The sequence below is a fragment of the Paenibacillus sp. FSL H7-0942 genome, from assembly GCF_045040715.1.
GTDB classification, from domain to species: domain Bacteria; phylum Bacillota; class Bacilli; order Paenibacillales; family Paenibacillaceae; genus Paenibacillus; species Paenibacillus amylolyticus.
The window spans coordinates 362,458-384,410 of record NZ_CP150279.1 but is presented as its reverse complement, the minus strand read 5'-3'; the positions used below and the strand labels follow the sequence as shown (position 1 = coordinate 384,410).

Below are 21,953 nucleotides of genomic sequence, written 5' to 3'. Positions count from 1 at the left end.
ATTCTTATCACTGCCTAGGAGACATCCGCTCTTTCATCATCTGTCTGCTTTAATGTTACAGGAAGTTTCCCGGCAAAATGAATGCGCCCCATCATCGCCTGAGCGACGCTATCCATGGCAAGTGGTCGGCTCTCGTAAGCCGCTACATAGACCTGGGCATCCGGAAGCGCCAGCAGATCATAGGGGCTTCGCAATGCCACTACAGCAAGTGGTTTACCCAATTGCTGTATCCAACCAATCAGCCTGCACTGTGGATCGCCAGAGGGACTTCCCGCATTGTAGGTTCCCACCACAATCTGCCGAATGTCATCTGCTTCCGCTGCCTGAAGCAGACGGGCGGAACGAATGGCAACCTCCTCGGGCGTGACCGTCAGATCGACAACATCCAGACCATACATGGATAAGGCTGAGCCCAAGGTGAACGTCTGAGTCAGCTGTTCGTCGGCAATTGACGTCACGGACGTGGCAACCGTTATGACCAGCGTACGTTCCGGTTTCAGAGGCAGCATATTCAGCTGATCGCGCACCAGTGTGATACTGTTCTCGCTAATACGGCGAGCAACCTCTTGGTGTAATGAACTTTTGCGCTCCGACCCACTGGATAGAGCAGGAGCGTTTGATGCCTTTGGCAATGATACATTCGATACTACACCATACACTTCCTCATCACCTGCGCCACCCGTTTCACTCTCTAACAAACCACGTTTCGCCTTGTACATCAGCAAGCGATTCACCGACTCATCAATACGTCTCTCGCTAATCCGCCCGCTCCTCACAGCAGCTAACAAAGCATCAAATGCCTCTGCCTGAAGCTTAGCCGTATGGCTAATTAACACCAGATCTGCCCCGGCCTCTACCGCCATTACGGCTGCATCGACAGTGCCATAGTTCACGGCAATGGCATCCATCTCCATGCAATCTGTCACGATCATGCCCTCATAACCCAGTTCCTGGCGAAGCAGACCGCTTAATACGGTTTGCGATAGCGTTACGGGCAGACGCTCTGGCTCCAGTGCAGGGAAATAAATATGCGCCGACATCATGGCATCGACACCTTCGGCGATAGCCGCTCGGAATGGAATCAACTCCAGGCGCTCTACCCGTTCCCGATCATGAGTGATGATCGGGAGATCCAGATGGGAATCGGTATCCGTATCCCCATGCCCCGGGAAATGCTTGGCTGTCGCTGCAATCCCAGCGTCCTGTATTCCCGCAATGGTTCTGGCCCCATATTCTGCAACCGATTGTGGAGATTCGCCAAATGATCGTACACCGATGACCGGATTGGCCGCGTTATTGTTAACATCCAATACCGGAGCAAAGTTCATGTTAATGCCCATGGACTTCAGCTCCAACCCACTGATATATGCCGCCTGATATGCATCGTCAATGGAACCGGCAGCGGCAATGGCCATTGGTCCAGGCATCAAGGCGATTCCTTCGGTAATTCGTGCAACCATGCCGCCCTCCTGATCAATGGATATCCAGAGCGGCACATTACCGCTGCTTTTGGCAATCTGTTGTAACCCTGACGATAACCGCTCTACCTGCTCTGGCGACTCAACGTTGCGAGCAAAGTAGATTACGCCACCGATTGGATACATTCGGAGAAAGGATTCCACATCGCCAGCAGCTTCGGTGCCACGAAAGCCACAAAGCAGCATTTGCCCGATTTTCTCACGCAAGGTCATCTGTTTCAGCTTCGACTGGTATAACTCTTTTGGCCCACTCATTTCATGCCTCCCTCCGCTAACAAACATCCGTTCATTCATATAATAAAAACGGCTTTCGCCGCTCCTTCCATTCCGCTGCCTGTACATTCCACGCGTTCATTAAACGAATGAATTCCGCACGGTCATGAATCGTTTCCCTGGCTTCCTTACCCCCTGCCAGCAGGTCGATAAAGTACCTTGAACCCGGCTCTGGTGGCTCCAGCCAGCAGAATTGCTCCGGATAGAGTGACACCAGTTCATGCAAAAGCACCAACCCTGTCTCTACCGCCCGGAATTTCCCGCTGTCCGTTACAAAAATCCTTACGCCACCACACAGCTCACCTGCATGTTTGGAGAATGTTGGGGACATGTATACTGGATGCACATGTACACCTTCCAGCTTGTATTCCCGAAATCGTTCCGCCAAACGTTCACCCTCAATCCAGGGGGCTCCAATCCACTCGAATGGGCGGGTCGTGCCCCTGCCCTCCGATACATTAGTGCCTTCGAACAGGCACGTACCTGCATATACCCGCACACTGTCCAGCGTGGGCATATTGGGAGAGGGTAACATCCAGGGAAGCCCACAATCCGCAAACTCCATGGATCGCTGCCATCCTTCCATGGTAACCACGTCCAATTCGCAAGGTACATCCATCTCGCTGTTAACCATCAGGGCGAGTTCACCTATCGTCAATCCCGTACGTACAGGTACACGCCAAGCGCCAACGAGTGATTCATACCCCGCGTTCAGCACACCGCCTTCCACAACGTTTCCACCCAGCGGATTGGGACGGTCCAGAATCAGCATACGTTTGCCTGCTCCAGCACAGGCATCCATCATATGGAACAAGGTTGAGGCATATGTGTAATAACGGATACCCACATCCTGAATGTCGAACAGCACCGTATCCACTCCAGCCAGCATTGCAGGCGTAGGTTTCTTGTAATCTCCATACAGGCTGAACACCGGAATGTCCAGACGTGGATGAAGCATGTCTCCGAATCTGACACCCGCCTGAAGCTCTCCATACAGTCCGTGCTCACAGGCATAGAGCGCTGTAAGCTCGGTATTAGCCAGTCCGGCGCACACATCTATTGTCGATACAAAATCCGCTGTATTACCAGTCGGGTTTGTAATTAGACCGATTCGGTTACCCGTTATCCATGGATGCGATAACCCTCTGGACAGAAGATCAACTCCCGTTTTTACAGCCGGGATCTGCTCGGTCCCATTCAATTGACCCATCACACATTCCCCTGGCTGACCCAGCCTGTATGCTGGTGATCATTACCACCTGTTACGACAGGCTCTTCTTCAGGCTCCAGCACATTAAGAGCAACCTTATGCTGATAAATGGCAAACATACCTCCAAACAGCGCTCCGAAACCAACGACAGTCAGCATCAGCAGAGCCGTCAGGCACATGGCCTGAAAACAAGCGCCCATCGTGTACCCCGGGTGACGGAAGAACAGCTTTACACTTTCCCCCATCGCCTGAACGATGCCCATGTTTTTTTGTAAAACAAGCTGCCAGGTATAGAACTGTGACATCAGCGCCATGAGGACAAAGAACGTCTGGAATACACCCACTGCTGTACCTGTAATTCCACCCTGTCCACCGTAATACCACCAGGTTGACCATAGAATGAAGCCAAGCACCGCGAAAAGCACACCCAACGATCCTCCCGGGATTATTCCCTTCAATGTTCCGACCCAAATATCCTTAAGTCCATTGCGCCGTTCCTTACGTTCCAATCTGTGATGCATGGCATAACAGACCCCGAACAGGATGGGCATATACATCAAGGCCAGAAGCAGCACCGCGATCGGCAACGGAGCAAACATCAGAATGGGAATCAAAACGATGGAGCTAACGACACTGTACAAGGCCACCGAAATAATATCCCGATAGATTTCCGCACCCGACTTGATCAATACTTCACTCAGCTTACGCATTTTTATTCTCCCCTTTCTCACCGTTCCTTCTTCACCAGGCATCGTCTCTTACTCACGTCCGATCGCAAGCTCCGTCTCTGGATCAAAAAAGTGTGCCTTACGCAGGTCCAGTACAAAAATTTTGTCCATACCTACATAAGCATGTGTTTCCGGGTGGACCTTGGCCGTAACAGTACGGGCACCGGAATGGAAATACACCAAATTCTCGGAGCCCAGATGTTCTACAACCTGAACTCGTGCCTGCAGCATATGGTCTGTTGGGATATTCGGAGCGACATCATCACCAAAAATATGCTCTGGACGGAGACCCATAATCACCGGCTTGCCTTGATGACTCTGAAGACGAGCGAGTAGATCTTCTGGCAAGGTGAATGATGCACCGTCCACGACAACCTGCGTGCCTTCAATCCGGGCATCGATGAAGTTCATCGCCGGGGAACCGATAAATCCGGCAACAAACATATTCCGCGGACTCGCATACAATTCTTTCGGTGAAGCCACCTGCTGAATATCTCCATGATTCATGACCACGATGCGTTCCCCAAGTGTCATGGCTTCTACCTGATCATGCGTCACGTACACAATCGTGGCACCGAGACGTTTATGCAGCTCACCCAACTCCACCCGCATCTGTACCCGCAACTTGGCATCCAGATTGGACAGTGGTTCGTCGAATAAAAACACCTGCGGATCACGGACGATCGCCCGTCCCACCGCAACACGCTGGCGCTGACCACCAGACAGCTCGCGTGGTTTGCGCTCCAGCATAGCTTCCAGTCCCAGAATGGAGGCCGCATTCTGCACCTGTTCATCAATGTAGGACTTTGGCTTTTTCAGGTTTTTCAGGCCAAAGGAAAGATTCTCGCGGATGGTCATATGCGGATAGAGTGCATAATCCTGAAACACCATCGCGATATCCCGATCCTTCGGATGCAGATCGTTAACTAGCCGGTCACCGATCACAATATCACCGCTTGTTTGCTTTTCAAGTCCGGCAATCATCCGCAGTGACGTTGTCTTGCCACAGCCCGAAGGACCCACAAACACTACGAATTCCTTATCTTCTATAACAAAGTCCGAGCCGGCCACAGCCGTGAACGTTCCTTTATGATCGTCTTTGAATTCTTTGCGCACTTGGCGAAACTCCACGCGTGCCATAGGTAGATCCCCCTTTACGTTGTCGCTTGTCCTGAACTAACAGTTAACCTTTTACTGCACCGATCGTAATGCCTTGTAGGAAATAACGTTGCAGTGAGAAAAACAGAATGATCATGGGCAGCGCACCTATTGTAGCCCCAGCCATCATTGCGCCGAAGTCCGTTGATTCGGCAAATACAAACGAGGCCAGCCCCACCTGAATGGTACGCATCTCGTTGGAATTGGTAATGAGGAACGGCCAGAAGAATTCGTTCCACGAAGCCACAAACGTGAATATCGCCAGCACCGCGATTCCCGGCTTTGCCATCGGCAGAATGACTTTCCAGAAGATACCGAATTCACTACATGCATCGATACGTGCCGCATGTATCAGCGATGTGGGCAGCGTAGACATGAACTGTTTCATCAAGAAAATGTTGCCCACACTAACGGCAGCAGGCAGAATAATGGCCGTATACGTGTCCCCTAGGTCAAACACGTTGACCATCAGAATGTACAAAGGAATCAGCGTCACCTGCGCCGGGATCATCATTGTCCCAAGCAAAGTCCAGAATACCGCCTGACTACCCGGAAACTTCAGTTTGGCAAACGCATATCCCGCCAGGGAGGCAAAGAATACATTCGTTACGGTCAGAATAATCGAGATGAGCAGCGAATTGTATAACCAGCGCCAGGCATCGGTTTTGGCAAAAAAGCGCTCATATGGTGATAACGATAACTGCTCCGGAATCATCTGTGGTTTAAACGAAGCCGACATCGCACTATCCTGCACCGAACCAACGAGCATCCAATACATCGGAATGACCGTCACCAGCGCCCAGACCACCAGCAGAATGGATGCAACAACGAGCAGTATCTTTTTCTGTGTTGATTTCATGGATTTCATTCACCCCCGGATGCTTAATGCAACGTGCTCTAATAGTTCGTGTTTTGAACTACCTCTAATACTCAATATCGCTGGAGAAATATTTGAACTGAATGACGGAGATGACAATGATGATAATCGCCAGTACAAACGACTGTGCAGAAGCCAATCCGAATTCATAGAACTTGAATGCCGTCTCGTAGATCAGATAAGCGATTGTTGTTGTCGCAAAGTTTGGCCCACCCTGTGTCATCAGATATACCGAGATAAACACCTGGAAGGATGTAATGACACCCGTGACGAGCAGATACAGCGTCGTTGGTTTGAGCAGCGGCCATGTAATCTTGCTGAACTGGGTCCAGCCGCTGGCATGATCAATATCCGCCGCCTCGTACAGCGATTTCGGAATACCACCCATGGCTGCCAGATACAGAATAATGCCCGCTCCGTGCGATCCAAGCCAGTTCATCAGAATGAGGGAAAAGAGTGCCGTTCCCGACTGGCCCAGCCAGATTACCGGGTCCAGGCCGAACAGACCGAGGAAACGGTTGAGCAGTCCTGAATCCGTCGGGTCAAAGATCGCCAGCCATACAATGGAGATGGTCACCCCGGAGGCTACCGCAGGCAGATACATGGTAGCTTTGAAAAATGTCTGCCATTTGCTTTTCATTTGATAGATGAAATAGGACAGTACAAATGTAATGAGAATATTGACCGGGACTGTGCCTACGGTGAAGATGACTGTATTTTTAATCGACTTCCAGAATGTCTCATCCTTCACCAAACGCTCGTAGTTATCCAATCCAACCCACGTCGAGTTCATAATATTGTATTTCTGGAAGCTCATCACAAGAGCCGTCAGAACGGGATACAGTGTGAAAATGAGAAACAGCAGGACAGGCGCCAAAATAAACAAATACGCCCACCCGTAGTCTCGCCAAAACCGGGCAACCCGGGAAGTCCGGGGCACTGACGATTTTGGCGCAAGGGCGGTCTGCATAGCGAATCCTCCTCTCCTAATCAGTGTGGTTTTACGTTATGTTTGATTGTCCGAGTTATTGTCCAAACATCTGCTGGCCTCTGCTCTTGAAGTCTTCTGCGATCTGCTCCGGTGATTTTTCACCCGAGAACAGCGCCTGAATATTAGGCTTCACAACCTGTTCCTTGAATTGTTTTTGCTGAGATGCTTTGTCGATATCCAGTTCAAGTACAACCGGCATGGCGATATTTTCTGCCATGACTTTTGCAGCAGCCAGATTATCCGGTTGACCAAGCTCTTTTCCTTTAAACAGATCCACCTGGGACTGTCTTACGAATGGAAGCGCCAGTTCATTGGCCGAGTTCCCTGCTTTGGCACCACTAAGCGCCTCCATCACCAGGAACGTATTTTTAGCATGCTGTTCGCCCTTGTCCTTTTTCTGTTTGAAGGCTACATACCCTTCGCCGCCCATCGTTGTGGCCGCAGGTTGATCATCATTATGTGGTACAGGCAACAGGACAAAATCAATCTTCTCTCCCTGCACCTTGCCATCATCGATGTCCTTGTTGCGGTTCTGAATCATCACATCATAATAAGGAATCGCTTTAGAGATGATCGCCGTTTCCCCCGCGTAGAACATATCCGTCCGTTTCGCTGGAGCGAGAGCCGCCGTTTCCTTCGGCATATACCCTTGATCCATCAGGTTTTTGATAAAAGAGAGGGTATCCAGAATGCGACCATCATTCCATTGGAACGTGCCGTCTTTATCAAGAACATCGATCATCCCGTTGTTACGAGACAGCATTTCAATGAAGTCAAGCGAGGTTCCATCGGTAACCAGTGCATATTGCTTGGCCCCGCCATCCAGCGTTTTGGTCAGCTTGGCAGCAGCATCGTTGAATTCGGACCAGGTCCAGCCATTTTGTTGAATGGACTTCCAATCAATGCCTGCTTCCTCCAGAATGCGTTTGTTGCCACCCCAAGCCCATTGGAATTGATACAAAGGCAGTCCATACTGTTTCCCCTGAATCTGGCCTAAATCCAGCGTACCTGGCAGGTAGTCGTCCTTGATCTCAGGTGTCAGGTAGCTGTCCAGCTCAAGTGCCAATCCCGTATTCACATATGTGCCGTCTACGCTATGAAAATAAAGATCCGGCGGGTTACCTGCGTTCAGAGCGACATCGAATTTTTTGGGCCCTTCCGCCCAGGAAAGAATTTCCGTCTTCACGGTAATGTTCGGGTGTTCTTTATTGAAATCAGAGATTAGATCCTTCAGTTCATCTTCATATGTGCCATGTACAGGATAGGTCCATACCGTTACCGTATCATCGGCATTCGGGTCATCCGAAGCAGCACCTCCGCTATTCCCACAGGCTGTAACCCAGACCATCATCAACAACATTGCCCATACCAGACCCTTCTTTTTCATCCCTTCATCTCCTTTGCATGTCATCATCCGATTCTTTCATTGCCTAACCATGCTACCCCTTTGTGATCGTTCGGCCTTCAAACGCAATCCACCTATACACGCGGCAGTAAGGAAAAGCACCTCCCCTGTAGATTGGGCCTGCCAGTCGCAGGCTAAATCTCTTAAATGCAATATTAACGTCAACTTAATTGACATTAACAGTATTAATTCCTTCCGAAATTGTAGATTGAATTCATTATATGAGTTGTAAAATAAAAATTCAACATTTTTTTTTATTATAAAATTTAATTTTACTTTTTCTTTTCATGCAACTATACTATGTAAAAAGAAAACCCAAGCAAGCGAGGTGAGCCACTTTGCGAGTATATGTAGGCATAGATGGAGGCGGTACCAATACTGATGCAGCAATCATTTCTGAATCTGGTGAAATTCTCGCCCGACTCAGCGGCGGTCCCACGAATCCTCACAGCGTATCCACTGAACAGGCCATTTCCGAACTGCAACGAGTGCTGGAACAGCTATTTAATCTAATAAGTGATTTATCGACAAATTGTGAGGGTATATGCCTTGGTATGTCAGGTGTAGATACGATCCAAGAACGGCAACTTGTAGCCAAAGCAGTAAATAACTATATGAAGAGTCGTAATCAACAGGCATCAGAAGGTTGTCCAGTCTGGGTTGTATCCGAAGGAGAGATTGCTCTGATGGCCTCTCTCGGACATACGCACGGTGTATTATGCATCTCTGGAACAGGGTCCATCGTGTACGGATTTACGCGGGAAGGCGAGCGATACCGTGCAGGAGGCTGGGGTCATCTGCTCGGAGATGAGGGGAGCGGCTATCGTATTGGGCAGCGTGCACTCCAAGTGGTTATGCAGAGTTATGACGGCGTTCTTCCTCCCACCCGTTTAACCCCGCTTCTTCTAAAGAATCTGAACCTTCGGGATATATCGGAGCTAAAGACGCGGGTGTATCAGACGGATTGGGGCAAAACCGAGACCGCATCCATCGCCCGCCTAGCTATAGAAGCTGCTGAACTCGGAGATGAGGCCGCCCGCGCACTGATCATTGACGAAGCCTCACAATTGGCGGATACCGCCAAGGCGCTGATTGCACGTCATCCCGAATTTGCATCCACTCCGGTTGTCCTGTCCGGATCACTGTTTCGATACGCAACACTTTTCCGAAATACATTTATTCACAAGTTATCTGAATATTATGAAGAGTTGGACTTTGTATATCGTGAAGATGCCCCCGCTCCAGCGGTTGGCGCAGCACAACTGGCAAGAAGACGCTGTTCCCTGAATGAATCATTTTAAAAGAGAGAAGGAGGCCATACGGATGAATCACATGCTGAATTCACTACTAACAGAACAACCCAATCCACTAACGGATCATATAGATGAATTGCCTTCGGCAGAAATTATGGAGCTCATTAATAAGGAAGATCAACGGATTGCGGAGCTCATTCAGCCCCTCATTCCGGTCATTGCTCAAGCTGCGGATCGGATCTTGGAGGCGTTTCAGTCTGGCGGCAGGCTTTTTTATGTAGGCGCAGGTACCAGTGGACGATTAGGAATACTTGACGCTTCCGAATGCCCGCCTACCTACGGAACCCCGCCCTCCATGGTGCAGGGTATTATTGCAGGGGGATTCCGGGCAGTGAAGGACCCGGTTGAAGGTGCTGAAGATAATGAGGAGTTGGGAGCTGCCGACCTTGATGAACATGGCTTAGAAAAAAACGATGTTGTGGTTGGCATTGCAGCCAGTGGACGAACGCCGTATGTGCTGGGTGCGATGAGACACGCCAAGGAGATCGGGGCTACGGTGATCAGCCTGAGTAATAATACAGGCACGCCGATGACCCTGTTGGCTGATGTGAGCATTGAGGCTGTTGTCGGCCCAGAGGTTGTCATGGGTTCAACACGTATGAAGGCAGGCAGCGCCCAGAAAATGATTCTGAACATGCTCACCACTACCGCCATGATTCGTCTGGGCAAGGTTTACCGTAATTTCATGGTTGATCTGAACCCTTCGAACGAGAAGCTTGTTCATCGGGCCAAACGCATGATCCATCTGGCAACCGGAGCGAATGAAGCGGATATTGAAGAGGCTTTTACCGGTGCAGACGGTCATGTAAAAACGGCAATCGTCATGCTGATGGCAGGTGTGGACGCAACGGAAGCCCAGCACAGGCTTGATCTGGCTGACGGATTTGTCCGCAGCGCCATTGCGGGGCCTTCCTGAGACATACAGGGGGATTATTAGAGGTTGAAAGAGAGGAGTCCGACATTAGTCTGGGCTCTTTTTTTTATTTTTTTATTCTAAAGGCGGATATAATCCGTCAAAAAATCCCCTCCTGCATAAGCAGAAAGGGATTCATATGGTTCTACTTCACTTGTGCTCCAGAATAGCCTGTCGGCTCTTCTCCAAATATTCCACCGACTGGTTATAATCCCGACTGGCAATCGCCAGATACAAAATATCGATCACGTTCAACTGTGCAATCCGTGACGAAGTTGCTCCGCTCCGAATATCACTTTCGGTAGAAGTAATCATCAGGGGCACATCCGCCATACTACTGAGTGTATTGCTGCCCCACTTGGTAATGCTGATTGTCGCTGCACCACCATCATGAGCATGCTTGAGACAGGAGATTACGTTCGACGTCTCCCCTGAATACGAGATACATACAACCGCATCATCCTCACGAAGCGTCGTTGCGGACGAAATCTGCATATGCGGATCGGCGAACGAAAAGCTTGTGCGATTGATTCGCATGAACTTGTAATGTGCATCCAGCGCAATCAGGTTGGAGGCCCCTACTCCATAGAAAAAGATCCGGTTTGCCTGATGAAGCACGTGCACAGCTTTTTCCACCAGACGTGGGTCCAGAATATGAACCGTATCCTTCACCGACTGAATATTGTTTGCGGACACATGCTGAATAATGCTCTCCATGGAGTCCTGGGGACGAATCTCCGTATATTGATATGGCTCACTCGTCTGCAAATCTCCGGCAATCTTCAGCTTCAGCTCCTGAAAACCCGTTACACCCAGTGATTTACAGAGACGGATAATGGCAGCTGGGCTGCCTCCACTCCTTTCAGACAACTGGGCCACCGAGGATTGAACAGTTTCTTGCGGGTGATCGAGAATATAAGCTCCGATCTTCCGTTCGGACGGGGTCAAGTCATCCATTAATGCGCGTAAACGTACAAGTCCACCTTTCATGCCTTCCATTCGCTCCTCCTTTCCGTACTGCATTCATGTACAAGCATTTTATCTTATAATTCCACTCGCGTCTAATCGAATTCCTCGCCCTTCCATAACTGAACTCATATTAAATTCAGGTCTCACTAAAGTGTGAGATTGCCCGAGATTACGGCGTGTTTTGCGCCGGTTACTGCCGGAAGTGTATTGGTTCTTCCCATAAGTGCCTCATGGCCAAGTAAAGCAAATCCAATGGCTTCCCGAGCATCATCGGGTATACCATAATCTGCCGTTCGCTCCAAACGGATATCCTTCGGTAGTCTCTGACGGATCATCTCCATTAACGTGGCATTGGAAGTGCCACCACCGCACGCGAGCATGGCCGATATTTGCACCTTGGGCAGGATAAAATCCTTCACTGCACTCACGATGGTTTCCGCGGTCAGACAGGTGGCAGTAGCCAGCGTATCTTCAAGAGATAAGGAACGCTTTGCGGCCATCTCCATCAGTCTCACTGCATACGCGGCTCCATATACTTCTCGCCCGGTACTTTTCGGTGGAAGTCTTTTGAAATACTCATCCTCCAAACACAGGTCTACCAGACCCTGATCGACCTTCCCCTGTGCGGCAATACTTCCATTCGGATCATAATGCTTCCGTCCATCCGTTGCCTGCCGCACAATGGCGTCCATCACCATATTCCCTGGTCCCGTATCAAATGCCGAAATACCTTCGGTAGATGACTCGGAGGGAAGCACCGTCACATTGCCAATGCCGCCGATATTCTGCACCAGCCGCCCTTCCGTCAGGCTTCGGAACATCAGAGCATCCGCATAAGGCGTAAGCGGGGCACCTTCCCCACCAGCCGCCATATCCCTTGCTCGCAGGTTGCCAATCACTGGCAGTCCTGTCCGTTCTCGAACGACAGCACATTCACCGATCTGCAATGTCGATACCACATCAATACTTGCTCCCGTTGGCCCTGGAAATGCAGATGCTACAGGAGCATGCCATACCGTCTGTCCATGCATGCTAATCATATCCACCTGCTGCGTTGAGATACCGGCAGACTGTATCAGTTCCGTAACGCTATGCGCATACCACTCCGATACACCAAAATGCGCGGCTGTCAGCTCGTCGACACGCGCCGTCTCCGGTGAACATAACCGGATCAGTACGTCTCTCAATCCATTCGAATATGGCACACAGACGAAATCAACCAGCTCGATCTGCTGTAATGCCCCGCTCATATCGGTTTGAATACGCACCAGTGCGGCGTCAGTTCCATCAAGTGACGTTCCTGACATTAGTCCGATGACCAGATGCTCCTGCTTCAAACGATACTTCTCCCACATCGGATAGCTGCCTGTATCCATCCACTTCCAACCTCCTGCAAGACCCGATGAACACGTCATCCTGCCATAATTTCACCCAGTATATGATATTAAATTTCACAAGTCAAACATTATATGAAATTTAATTACATCATTAAAAATATAAAGAGAAATATTCATCCCATTTGAGATCACACATCATGTTTTCATCCATCAATTGATAATTAGATATCAGAAGAGAAACATTTTTACATTTTTACCGTTTATATTATGTAGGGATATTTTGGAATTAAGAAAATGATCTAATATTAGTCGAGGTGCATAATGAAGAAAACCATTTTACTACTGTTTTTGAGTCTATTCTTACTCGTTTTGCTCCCTAATCAGGGAAATGCCGCTGCAAGCACGTCGAAAATCTTTATGGATGGAGAGGAATTAGTCCTCCCAAGTGATGTACAGGTAACGATTATCAATAAAAACGTGATGATCCCGATTCGTGTCGTTGCCGAAAATTTGAAATTCAAAGTCGATTGGAACCAACAAGCACGCACTGTAAAAATTCAGCAAGATCAACAGACGATTTCTCTTACCGTCGATCAAAAGCAAGCCATGGTTGCTGACAAACAAGTCACTTTGAACACAGCACCGCAGATTTTGAATAAAACGCTGGTGGTGCCCATTCGATTTGTCAGTGAACAAATGGGGCTTAAGGTGAGATGGAACAATCAAGACAAGATCGTATACTTAACAAACACCAGTAAGGAACCTGCTATTGAACCAGGAAATAGTCCTGGAAAAGGGGATTCAAGCTCTACCGCTCAGGTTACCGATATCCAATTTGCCAATAATCAGCTCGTGTTATCCACCGATGGGGCCGTTCAGCCGATAGTAACGACCCTCAAGTACCCTGATCGTCTGGTTGTGGACTTGCCCGGAGCCACCTTTGGCGATATCTCCCAGCCGCTGGATCAAGGACTCAATGGCAAGTTGGATGTGAGCGGTTATCCCAATGTGACAGAAGTGAGATATTCACTGTTCAAACGAGAACCGGCACAAGTTCGCATTGTCGTAGAATTGAATAATGTGAAGGATGTCCAGTACAACCAGAACGTCATTGCCGACAAACTGATTATTGATCTGAATGTTGCGGGTGACAATGTCACACCTGCTCCAGTCACTCCAGTAGGCGACTCAGGACGCAAGGTTGTGGTCATCGATCCAGGACACGGTGGCAGTGATCCAGGGACGATCAGCATCACGAACAAACCCGAAAAGGAATACAATCTGGCATTAGCTCACAAAGTACAAGCCCTGTTGCTCAATGAACCCAATATCGAATTGGTGATGACTCGTGAAGGTGATACCTATCCGACCCGCCCTGAGCGTGTTCAACTCGCCAATCAATTAAATGCGGATGTATTTGTATCTATCCATGGCAATAGCGTGAAGTCCGCCCCCCAAGCCACAGGTACGGAGACATATTATTATCAACGCAGTAACAGCAAGGAATTAGCTACTATCATTCATCAACGTTTGGTGAAAGCCATGGGTCTCAGAGATCGTGGTGTGAAGAATGGCAACTTGGAAGTAATCCGAGACACGACCATGCCTGCAGTGCTTTTGGAAGTGGGATTCTTGAGTAATGTGCTCGATGAAGAACTGATGTCGTCCGAAGTTGTTCAGATGAAAGCCGCTCAAGCGATAGCCGATGGAATCAAGGAGTATTTGGGCCTATAAATCATCAAATAAATCAGATAAAGGAAGTGATTCTTTGAATAAGAAGCTAGGTTGTGCACTTATATTATCATGCTTGATCCTTATCGGAGTTGGATGTGCCCAGAAGCCAGTGAGCCAATCCGGTTCGAATGAACCTGCTGTTCAGGGAGGACAGGTGCAGGCACCAAACCCATCCGAAACGGAGGTGGATCTGGGCACAATGAATACACAAGCCGTCGATGTATATTTGGCAGACTCTCAGGTACTTGAGCTAGAGAAAACAGAGCAGGAAATTGAGTACAAGGATGACTCCGAAAAATATGAAAAAACATTTGCAGCGTTGCAAACAAACACCGATTCAGAGCTTGTTTCCCTCTGGGAGCAGGTGGAATTGCTCTCTGTCCAATATGCTGAGGGTACGGTGACTTTGGATGTTCATATCCCCGCTGAAGCGAACCTCGGTACCAGTGGAGAATTGCTCGCATTGGAAGCTTTAACAACAACGATGTTTCAATTTGATGAAGTGAAGAGTCTGGATATACTGGTGGATGGTGAAGCCGTTGATAGTTTGATGGGTCATGCCGAGCTGGAGCACCCCATTCATCGCGAACCCTAAATGATCAGACAACAATGGAAAAAGAACGTCCCCAGGGACGTTCCAATCTGACGCATCAATTCGATTCATGCACAATTCACACATATAGCTCGTCACCAGCAGACAGTGAATGTATCACTGTTCCCGGTGACGGGCTATTTCTGAGCAAACCTTCTTTTAATCGGTCCGTCTCTGCCCGGTCAGCATGCACAAGGACCGTATGCATTGCTGGAACCTGATGCAGCATCCGTTCAACATCCTTCCAGCCCTGATGTACTTTATAACGTATTTTCCGCACATCACACACTCCATACTTGTCAGGAACCCGTAGCAACTTATCAGCAAATGTACCATGAGCAACATGCCCAGTGAGCAGAATCAGATTCTCCTCCCTGTCCGATAATTGACTATAGTACCAACGGGCAAGCGAGGACTGCATCATACCGTCCGGAATGAACCATAGCGAAGCAGCATGATGTTCCAACAGTTGTTCCCGCTCTTGGGTGGTTGTAGGCAGCTCCCATCCTCGTCCGGTCAGAAAGCAATCAATTTTGTCTTTCAACGAACTTCCGATGACATGCTCTCCCTTCTCCCTCAACCAATACGGAACATGCATAAGCTGCTTCATCCCTTCCACCAGCCCTTGTTCCACTACGATTGGGATAGCTGGGAATTGTTGCTGTGCCCACAGTACGATCTCCTGTCCACGCCCTACAACAGGCATGGGTAAGAGCACCTTTCCACCTTGAGCAATCGTCTGGCGAATGGCTCGTTCAAGCTGTTCAAGTTTGTCCGCCTGTGTATCCTGGTCCGTACCGTAGGCCGCATCAACGATCGCCAGATCTATCACGACGGAAGATATTGGCGCAGCGTCTGCTACGTTTGCTCTGCCTGCTCTGACTGCTCCATTGGATGTGAAATTTCTCTCCTTCATGGGTATCTCCATGGATACAAGTGTTCTTGACGACGCTTCTGATGCAACAGATGTCTGATCTGGTGACGTTATGAGTTCTCCAGCCTTTTGCCCACTGTTTATAGCAATTAGTTCCTCCGCGCCCCACTGTTCACTGCTCGGAGTATCGAACAACGTATCTTCACGAATCATGTTTTCCCGTAAGAACGCCTCCGCTGGATAATCCTCCTGTAAAAGCATCGATTCTGACGTGTAGTCCCCGGAATAAAAAATCCGCTTACCTTCCATTTCGACCCCAAACCACACCGATCCAGCCAGATGTCCACTCCGGCCCCACATCACTTTTACTTCGGGAATGGGTTCGAACCAGGTTTGGGATACGACCTCATCTTCCAGATACCGATAACGAATAGCCTGCTCATCTGCTTCATCGTAAGGGAGCTTCTCTCCGACACGTTCTGAAAACCTTCGCCAGTTGGCAAAATACGTACGTAGCTGCGCCCTCGTCTCTCTCGTCGTCCACACTTCACCCTGGTAGCCCATCTTGTACAGCAAAGGGATGCCGACCGAATGATCCTCATGGGCGTGGGACAACAGGACCGCATCCAGTTGCGGGACAATCTCCGGGTCAATCATCGGATACTCGCCCGTGCCTTCTTTTTTCACACCACAATCCAGCAAAAGGTGGAACTGGCTCCCGCTCAGGAGATAGGCCGAACGTCCGTGTTCCCCTGCACCGCCCCATACGTTCAGTTTGATCATGATGCATTCCACTTTCTCTTTGAATTCAGCAGTTCAATTCCAAGCAGCATCAGCACCGTCATACCTACAGTCACAACGGCCATCGCCATTCCCAGTGATACCTGACCTTGTTCAAACTGGGCAAAAATATACGTAGCCGACGTCTGCATCGACGGCGGAAGAATCAATAACGAACCTACCAGCTCCCGGGTAGCAATCGTAAAGGTCATCATCCAACCCGCCAGCATGCCGGGCAGGATCAGCGGGATCAGGATTCGCCGCAGAATATACAGTGGCTTCCCGCCAAACACTTGCCCAGCTTGGAACAATGTTCCGTCAATCTGGGTAAAGCTCGATTTTACATACTGCACCGTGTAAGGCAAGAAGAGCACAACGTACGTGAGCACAACCATGCCGTAGGTGTTATACAACGTAACTGGCATCCAGGGTGAGTTCCAGAACAGAATCAGACCCACGACCATCACGATACCCGGCACCGTATTAGGCAACAGACTGAACAAGTCAATTACACGCTGCATGAATGAAGATGATCTGCCGATCGCCAGCGCAAATCCAGTTCCGATAATAACAGCGACCGTTGAAGCCGCAAGGGATAGACCGAGACTGTTCCCGATGGCCTTCATGCTCACCGATCCCCAAGATAACAGCTCTTTGTAATGATCCAAGGTCAGATTATCAAATGCAATTCCCGATCCCCGTAACTTCATGGTCGAAGCGGCAATGATGGAGAAATACGGGATACCTATCGACAGGATCAACAGAATCGCAAGATACACCCCGCATAACAATCCTGCTCCGCCACGAAGAGAATATCGCTTCGAACGTTGCCCTTTGCCACCGACCAGACGATACGTGAACTTTCGACTCATGGCAGACTGCATATACCACATCACCAGACAGACGGACAACAGCACCGATGCCAGCGAAGTCGCCTTGCCGAAGTCAATCGGCCAACTGGAGATGTACTTATGGATCTCGGAGGTCATGACATAATAGCCAATCTTGCGCCCGAAGGTTGCCGGAGTTCCGAATTCCGCAATCGTTTTGACAAAGACCAGCATGATCCCCATGCCGTAGGACGACAACAATAAGGGTAAAATAATACGTCTGAAACGGTATCCTGCACGTGCACCGTGCACAGCTCCCGCTTCTTCGAGATTGCCACCGATGCGGATCAACGCATCTCGAAGCAGCAGATACAGGAACGGGAACAGGTGCAAGCTCATGATGAGCACCATGCCCCAGAAGCTGAAGAACAGCTCACTCCAACCCGCAGATGAGGGCACCCATTGCTGCAGATATCCCCCTTTTTGCATAAACAGAATCCAGCCCATCGATCCGATATACGGCGGAGTCATGAACGGAATCATCAGGATTACATCGACCCAGCGATGCTCGCCCATTCGGGTCTTCGCCATCATCCAAGCCAGCGGTAGCGCCAGCAGCGTAGTTACCGCTACAACGCAGATGCCAAGCCAGACGGAGTTCAGCAATACACCTGATAGATGATGACCGGTAATCGTGCGAATCGGAGCCATCCAATCCCACTGCCCGTCCGGATACACACTTTTCCAGAAGATGAGCAAGAGCGGCACGCCAATACTTATGGTCAGCAGAAAGAGGGCCAGAATCACGCCCACTCTCCGAAAAATTCGGTTGTTGTCCATTCCAACAGGTTTCACTACGTTCACCTCACATGACTTTCCACAGACAGCAGGTATTCCTTTTGCCTAATTGTCTCTATACTTGTTCTTCTTACTTAAAAGTCTCGGAAAAACGCGCCGCTGTCTCTTCGCCATGTTCGCTCATCCAGTTCCAATCCACTTTAAGCTGTGGAATATCCTTCACATTGGCACGGTTAGTCGCTTCAATGTCTTCGCGGCCCGGAATCAGATAAGCATCTGCAACAAGCTTCTGTGCTTCATCGGACAACAGGTAGTCAATGAACGCTTTGGCGTTCTCTACATTTGGACTGGATTTCAGAATCGCTGCCGGTCTTGGGCTGATTACCGTGCCTTCCTCAGGATATACGATATCCAGTGGTTCGCCTTTTGCCTTGGAGGAATACGCCATGTAATCCACACCTGCCGCTACGATGCTTTTGGCACCCGTAATGACCGGATCAAGTGCTTCCTGATTGGCACCTGCCATCGCTACACCATTGGCTTTATAGGCACTCAGCAGATCCCATCCTTTTTCACCATTCGCGCTCAGGTAGCCTGTGATGAAGTCGAGTGCTGAACCTGATAATGTAGGGTCGGGAATGTTCACTGCATCTTTCCACGCAGGCGTAGCCAGCTCTGCCCAACTTGTTGGTGGTGTAGATACCAGTTTGGTGTTATACACAATGCCCAGTGCGGAAGCACTGCTGCTAAAATAGTTGCCCTCTGCATCCGACCAGTCCTTGTTCAACTTGTCTGCATTGGCTGCTTCAGGGTATGGCATAGTCAGTCCATCGGTTTTCAGAGCCTGTGCTGAAGGTAAAGAGGCCAGGATCACAACGTCTGCAACCGGATTGGATTTCTCAGCTTCCATACGAGCCAGAATTTTTCCTGTCGTTCCCTGGAACATCTCAACTTCGATCCCTGTTTTGTCTGTAAATCCGCTCACGATGTTATCCGCCAGCTTCTGTGGGCCAGCACTGTACAAGACCAACTTGCCGCCAGCTGGTTTCGTTGTTTCCGCCGCTGCTGCCGTGTTTCCTTCGCCCGCGGGTTGTGCCGCGTTGCCTGTGGTCGAGTTCCCTGTACTACATCCGAACAAACTGATACTCATTACCGCTGTCAATAACAGCATTGCGCTCTTTTTTCGTGTGTTCATACCCAACATATTCGTCCATCTCCCCTGGTTTCTTATAAAATGTGTACTTCTGCTTCCAACTGCGTGCTCGTTCAACAATCTAATATGCCACTGCGATCGCTTCGTTCTGCTTCATACTCGGGTGGTCATAACCGTCCATTCGGCATATCCGTTCAGGGGTTACATAGAGCTGCACACGCTCCCCTACGCGCACTCTTTGGTTCATATAGGCTGTCCATACGCCAAGCCCTTCCATCTGCACTCGTACTTCATAACGCTCACCTACATAGCTGACGCTGAGTACAGTTCCCGGATAACACAGATCGTCATGACCTGTTTTGTTCCAGGTGACATGCTCTGGACGCACCATCGATTGATTAGGCGTGAGCCAGTTGGACTTTCCGATAAACGAAGCGACATACGGATCACTTGGCGCCGAGTAGATCGTTTCCGGGCTTCCCTTTTGCAATATCCGCCCCTTCTGCATCACCACAATCTCATCCGACATCGACATCGCTTCAATCTGATCATGTGTGACGTACAGCGCAGTCAATCCCATGTCTCGTACCAAAGACATCATCTCAATCCGCATCTCTTCCCGAAGTACAGCATCCAGTGCACTCAGTGGCTCATCGAACAGGATCACACCAGGTCTAACCGCTACGGCTCTGGCAAAAGCAACCCGTTGCTGCTGTCCACCAGACAGCTGATGAGGATATCGGTCTTCCATGCCTTGCAGGCGAACCATGCCAAGCGCTTCGTTCACCTTTTGCCGCAGATCAGATTTCTGTTTTCCGGCCTTCAGGCCAAACGCTACATTTTCGTATACGGTCATATGCGGCCATAATGCAAAATCCTGAAACACCATGCCCAGATTACGCTTGTGTGTTGGTATATCAATCCGCTTCGCCGCAGAGTAGATACACTGACCATCTGCACGAATCTCCCCCGCGTCTGGCTGTTCCAGCCCGGCCAACATGCGGAGCAGTGTTGTTTTTCCACAGCCCGATGGGCCGAGCAGGGTCGTGAACTTTCCATGTTCTAGCGTTAGATCTGTCGGCAGCAGTGCGGGTGTTTGATTAAATGATTTTTGAATTCCAGTTATCTCTAATTTCATAAGCATCCCTGCCTGTCTTCTGTTACTTAATCTCTTGCACTGTTCTCAGTCTAACGTCCGCTTTCGCGAGTTGTATCTCATGTATGTAAAATTGGAATTAACTTTTTAGATGAATTCTGTTGATGTTCATAGATTAAATCTATAGTAGGTGAACTAATCATTTGCACGATAACGGAGAGGACAGAAAAAACCTGAAAAAGCGGAGCGTTCGCCTTTATCACCGGATTTTCCCTTGAGAAAGGGAATCAAAAAAATCTGGGGATAACAGCGATTGGAAGGTTGTTCTGTCATCGTAGTGTCTGTGTAAATAATCTTTAGTTCAATTTATATAGTAGAAGTGAGAGGAGTGTCGGGACATTGAATCTGATCAAATTGCAAATTGTTGAGCTGATCGATAAGCATCATCACATGACAAGCGTGGCCGAGTTACTGGGGATCAAGCAACCCACCGTTACATTTCATATGAAGTCATTGGAGGAAGAGATGGGCGTGCGATTATTCGAATCGCGTAGTGGAAAGACCTTTTTAACCGAAGCCGGACAGGCTTTGCTCCACTATTCCGTCAAAATCAATGCTCTGACCCAAGAGGCAAGGCGGGTCGTAAAGGAATATGACAGTCTCTATCGGGGCACCCTGCACATTGGAGCAAGCTATGTACCGGCTACATATTTGCTGCCTACCATACTCAACACCTTTTCTCAGGAATTCCCGGGCATTCGTATTGTCTTATCCGTCAAACCATCACCTGTTATTCGCGAGATGTTAATTCGACATCAAATTGATCTGGGGGTGATCTCTTCCGAGCCATTTGTTGGACCCGCCCTGCAAGCTGAGACGCTGTGTAAAGATGACTTGGTATTGATCTGTTCTCCACAACATGAACTGGCCCAGAAGGATGCATTAACACCTGATCATATCGCGCAGATTCCCTTTGCCTTACATGGCAATGAATCCAGTACACGACGGTTAACCAATCAATGGCTTGCGCAACATGATATTCGTTTGCGGAGTACCGTGGAGATGGATTCCCTGGAAGCGATCAAACAGCTCGTGTTAATCGGGGGGCATGTCTCATTCATGTCTCGGATGGCAGTACAGTGGGAGGAACAGCACGGGCTCATTCAGGTTCTTCCCATTCCCGGAGAACAAGCGCCGCGCCATATTTATACGGTACATAACAAGGACCGCCACCCTTCCGTTCAGGTAAACCGCTTCAAAGAAGTGCTACGAGAGGTGAGTCACGGCTCTCCTATTTTCCATGGCTGATTGCCCTGATCCGCTATAAACTATCGTTTGCCATTCATCAAATCTATGCAGGGTTAACGCAATGTGCGCTTCCCTTTAATCGCTTTCATATATTCAGGCGATAAAGTGAGTCTGTACGTTAATTCAGATTAGGAGA

At 49.3% G+C, this 21,953-nt stretch carries 18 protein-coding genes; 5 read left to right on the top strand and 13 right to left on the bottom strand.

Annotated features, from left to right (window positions below):
• Window positions 1–14 precede the first annotated feature (14 nt).
• The 7 genes from nagZ to MHI48_RS01815 all read right to left on the bottom strand — a co-directional run bounded on the left by nagZ (window position 15) and on the right by MHI48_RS01815 (window position 8,102).
• Window positions 15–1,733, bottom strand: a complete 1,719-nt coding sequence (nagZ, locus tag MHI48_RS01845) for a beta-N-acetylhexosaminidase (protein ID WP_076329885.1) — start codon at window positions 1,731–1,733, stop codon at window positions 15–17.
• A gap of 31 nt (window positions 1,734–1,764) precedes the next feature.
• Window positions 1,765–2,961, bottom strand: coding sequence for an exo-beta-N-acetylmuramidase NamZ domain-containing protein (locus tag MHI48_RS01840; protein WP_076329884.1), 1,197 nt, complete (start codon window positions 2,959–2,961; stop codon window positions 1,765–1,767).
• Window positions 2,961–3,671, bottom strand: a complete 711-nt coding sequence (locus MHI48_RS01835; RefSeq protein WP_076329883.1) for a hypothetical protein — start codon at window positions 3,669–3,671, stop codon at window positions 2,961–2,963. The genes MHI48_RS01840 and MHI48_RS01835 overlap by 1 nt, the downstream gene beginning before the upstream one ends.
• Window positions 3,672–3,719: 48 nt before the next feature.
• Complete coding sequence (locus tag MHI48_RS01830; RefSeq protein ID WP_076329882.1) at window positions 3,720–4,829, bottom strand: ABC transporter ATP-binding protein; 1,110 nt, start codon at window positions 4,827–4,829, stop codon at window positions 3,720–3,722.
• 43 nt (window positions 4,830–4,872) lie between these two features.
• Window positions 4,873–5,706, bottom strand: coding sequence for a carbohydrate ABC transporter permease (locus tag MHI48_RS01825; protein WP_017691096.1), 834 nt, complete (start codon window positions 5,704–5,706; stop codon window positions 4,873–4,875).
• A gap of 64 nt (window positions 5,707–5,770) precedes the next feature.
• Window positions 5,771–6,694 carry a carbohydrate ABC transporter permease gene (locus MHI48_RS01820; protein WP_036616502.1) on the bottom strand — a complete coding sequence of 308 codons (924 nt, stop codon included), beginning with the start codon at window positions 6,692–6,694 and terminating at the stop codon, window positions 5,771–5,773.
• 55 nt (window positions 6,695–6,749) lie between these two features.
• Window positions 6,750–8,102 carry an ABC transporter substrate-binding protein gene (locus MHI48_RS01815; protein WP_076329881.1) on the bottom strand — a complete coding sequence of 451 codons (1,353 nt, stop codon included), beginning with the start codon at window positions 8,100–8,102 and terminating at the stop codon, window positions 6,750–6,752.
• A 356-nt stretch (window positions 8,103–8,458) separates the two neighbouring features.
• Here MHI48_RS01815 and MHI48_RS01810 point away from each other — a divergent pair, with 356 nt between their 5' ends.
• On the top strand, window positions 8,459–9,421 hold the full coding sequence (locus MHI48_RS01810; protein WP_076329880.1) for an N-acetylglucosamine kinase: 963 nt from the start codon (window positions 8,459–8,461) through the stop codon (window positions 9,419–9,421).
• Window positions 9,422–9,443: 22 nt separating this feature from the next.
• Window positions 9,444–10,349, top strand: coding sequence for an N-acetylmuramic acid 6-phosphate etherase (gene murQ / locus MHI48_RS01805; RefSeq protein ID WP_076329879.1), 906 nt, complete (start codon window positions 9,444–9,446; stop codon window positions 10,347–10,349).
• Window positions 10,350–10,496: 147 nt separating this feature from the next.
• Here murQ and MHI48_RS01800 read toward each other — a convergent pair whose 3' ends face one another.
• Together MHI48_RS01800 and MHI48_RS01795 are read right to left on the bottom strand one after the other, a co-directional pair.
• Window positions 10,497–11,336 (bottom strand): MurR/RpiR family transcriptional regulator, encoded by an 840-nt coding sequence (locus tag MHI48_RS01800; protein ID WP_076329909.1) that lies wholly within the window; start codon window positions 11,334–11,336, stop codon window positions 10,497–10,499.
• A gap of 125 nt (window positions 11,337–11,461) precedes the next feature.
• A complete protein-coding gene (locus MHI48_RS01795) occupies window positions 11,462–12,691 on the bottom strand; it encodes an anhydro-N-acetylmuramic acid kinase (RefSeq protein ID WP_076329878.1) in 1,230 nt (409 codons plus the stop codon).
• A 378-nt stretch (window positions 12,692–13,069) separates the two neighbouring features.
• Between MHI48_RS01795 and MHI48_RS01790 the strand changes: the two genes are divergently transcribed.
• Both MHI48_RS01790 and MHI48_RS01785 read left to right on the top strand, forming a co-directional pair.
• A complete protein-coding gene (locus MHI48_RS01790; protein ID WP_405142832.1) occupies window positions 13,070–14,386 on the top strand; it encodes an N-acetylmuramoyl-L-alanine amidase in 1,317 nt (438 codons plus the stop codon).
• 73 nt (window positions 14,387–14,459) lie between these two features.
• Window positions 14,460–14,981, top strand: a complete 522-nt coding sequence (locus tag MHI48_RS01785; protein ID WP_405142830.1) for a GerMN domain-containing protein — start codon at window positions 14,460–14,462, stop codon at window positions 14,979–14,981.
• Between the two features lie 76 nt (window positions 14,982–15,057).
• Here the strand turns inward: MHI48_RS01785 and MHI48_RS01780 are convergent, their stop codons facing one another.
• The 4 genes from MHI48_RS01780 to MHI48_RS01765 all read right to left on the bottom strand — a co-directional run bounded on the left by MHI48_RS01780 (window position 15,058) and on the right by MHI48_RS01765 (window position 20,551).
• Window positions 15,058–16,635 carry an MBL fold metallo-hydrolase gene (locus tag MHI48_RS01780; RefSeq protein WP_245838470.1) on the bottom strand — a complete coding sequence of 526 codons (1,578 nt, stop codon included), beginning with the start codon at window positions 16,633–16,635 and terminating at the stop codon, window positions 15,058–15,060.
• Window positions 16,632–18,302 (bottom strand): iron ABC transporter permease, encoded by a 1,671-nt coding sequence (locus MHI48_RS01775; protein ID WP_076329908.1) that lies wholly within the window; start codon window positions 18,300–18,302, stop codon window positions 16,632–16,634. The genes MHI48_RS01780 and MHI48_RS01775 overlap by 4 nt, the downstream gene beginning before the upstream one ends.
• A gap of 88 nt (window positions 18,303–18,390) precedes the next feature.
• Window positions 18,391–19,464 (bottom strand): ABC transporter substrate-binding protein, encoded by a 1,074-nt coding sequence (locus tag MHI48_RS01770; RefSeq protein WP_076329875.1) that lies wholly within the window; start codon window positions 19,462–19,464, stop codon window positions 18,391–18,393.
• 70 nt (window positions 19,465–19,534) lie between these two features.
• Window positions 19,535–20,551, bottom strand: coding sequence for an ABC transporter ATP-binding protein (locus MHI48_RS01765; protein WP_076329907.1), 1,017 nt, complete (start codon window positions 20,549–20,551; stop codon window positions 19,535–19,537).
• Window positions 20,552–20,908: 357 nt separating this feature from the next.
• Between MHI48_RS01765 and MHI48_RS01760 the strand changes: the two genes are divergently transcribed.
• Entirely contained in the window at window positions 20,909–21,817 is a 909-nt protein-coding gene (locus tag MHI48_RS01760; protein ID WP_076329874.1) for a LysR family transcriptional regulator, read from the top strand.
• Window positions 21,818–21,953: the final 136 nt, after the last annotated feature.

Excerpts from the sequence above, each read along its gene's own strand:
- nagZ (WP_076329885.1), bottom strand. The coding sequence starts at position 1,733 with ATGAGTGGGCCAAAAGAGTTATACCAGTCGAAGCTGAAACAGATGACC.
- MHI48_RS01840 (WP_076329884.1), bottom strand. The coding sequence starts at position 2,961 with ATGGGTCAATTGAATGGGACCGAGCAGATCCCGGCTGTAAAAACGGGA.
- MHI48_RS01835 (WP_076329883.1), bottom strand. The coding sequence starts at position 3,671 with ATGCGTAAGCTGAGTGAAGTATTGATCAAGTCGGGTGCGGAAATCTAT.
- MHI48_RS01830 (WP_076329882.1), bottom strand. The coding sequence starts at position 4,829 with ATGGCACGCGTGGAGTTTCGCCAAGTGCGCAAAGAATTCAAAGACGAT.
- MHI48_RS01825 (WP_017691096.1), bottom strand. The coding sequence starts at position 5,706 with ATGAAATCAACACAGAAAAAGATACTGCTCGTTGTTGCATCCATTCTG.
- MHI48_RS01820 (WP_036616502.1), bottom strand. The coding sequence starts at position 6,694 with ATGCAGACCGCCCTTGCGCCAAAATCGTCAGTGCCCCGGACTTCCCGG.
- MHI48_RS01815 (WP_076329881.1), bottom strand. The coding sequence starts at position 8,102 with ATGAAAAAGAAGGGTCTGGTATGGGCAATGTTGTTGATGATGGTCTGG.
- murQ (WP_076329879.1), top strand. The coding sequence starts at position 9,444 with ATGAATCACATGCTGAATTCACTACTAACAGAACAACCCAATCCACTA.
- MHI48_RS01800 (WP_076329909.1), bottom strand. The coding sequence starts at position 11,336 with ATGAAAGGTGGACTTGTACGTTTACGCGCATTAATGGATGACTTGACC.
- MHI48_RS01795 (WP_076329878.1), bottom strand. The coding sequence starts at position 12,691 with ATGGATACAGGCAGCTATCCGATGTGGGAGAAGTATCGTTTGAAGCAG.
- MHI48_RS01790 (WP_405142832.1), top strand. The coding sequence starts at position 13,070 with ATGGATGGAGAGGAATTAGTCCTCCCAAGTGATGTACAGGTAACGATT.
- MHI48_RS01780 (WP_245838470.1), bottom strand. The coding sequence starts at position 16,635 with ATGATCAAACTGAACGTATGGGGCGGTGCAGGGGAACACGGACGTTCG.
- MHI48_RS01775 (WP_076329908.1), bottom strand. The coding sequence starts at position 18,302 with ATGGACAACAACCGAATTTTTCGGAGAGTGGGCGTGATTCTGGCCCTC.
- MHI48_RS01770 (WP_076329875.1), bottom strand. The coding sequence starts at position 19,464 with ATGTTGGGTATGAACACACGAAAAAAGAGCGCAATGCTGTTATTGACA.
- MHI48_RS01765 (WP_076329907.1), bottom strand. The coding sequence starts at position 20,551 with ATGAAATTAGAGATAACTGGAATTCAAAAATCATTTAATCAAACACCC.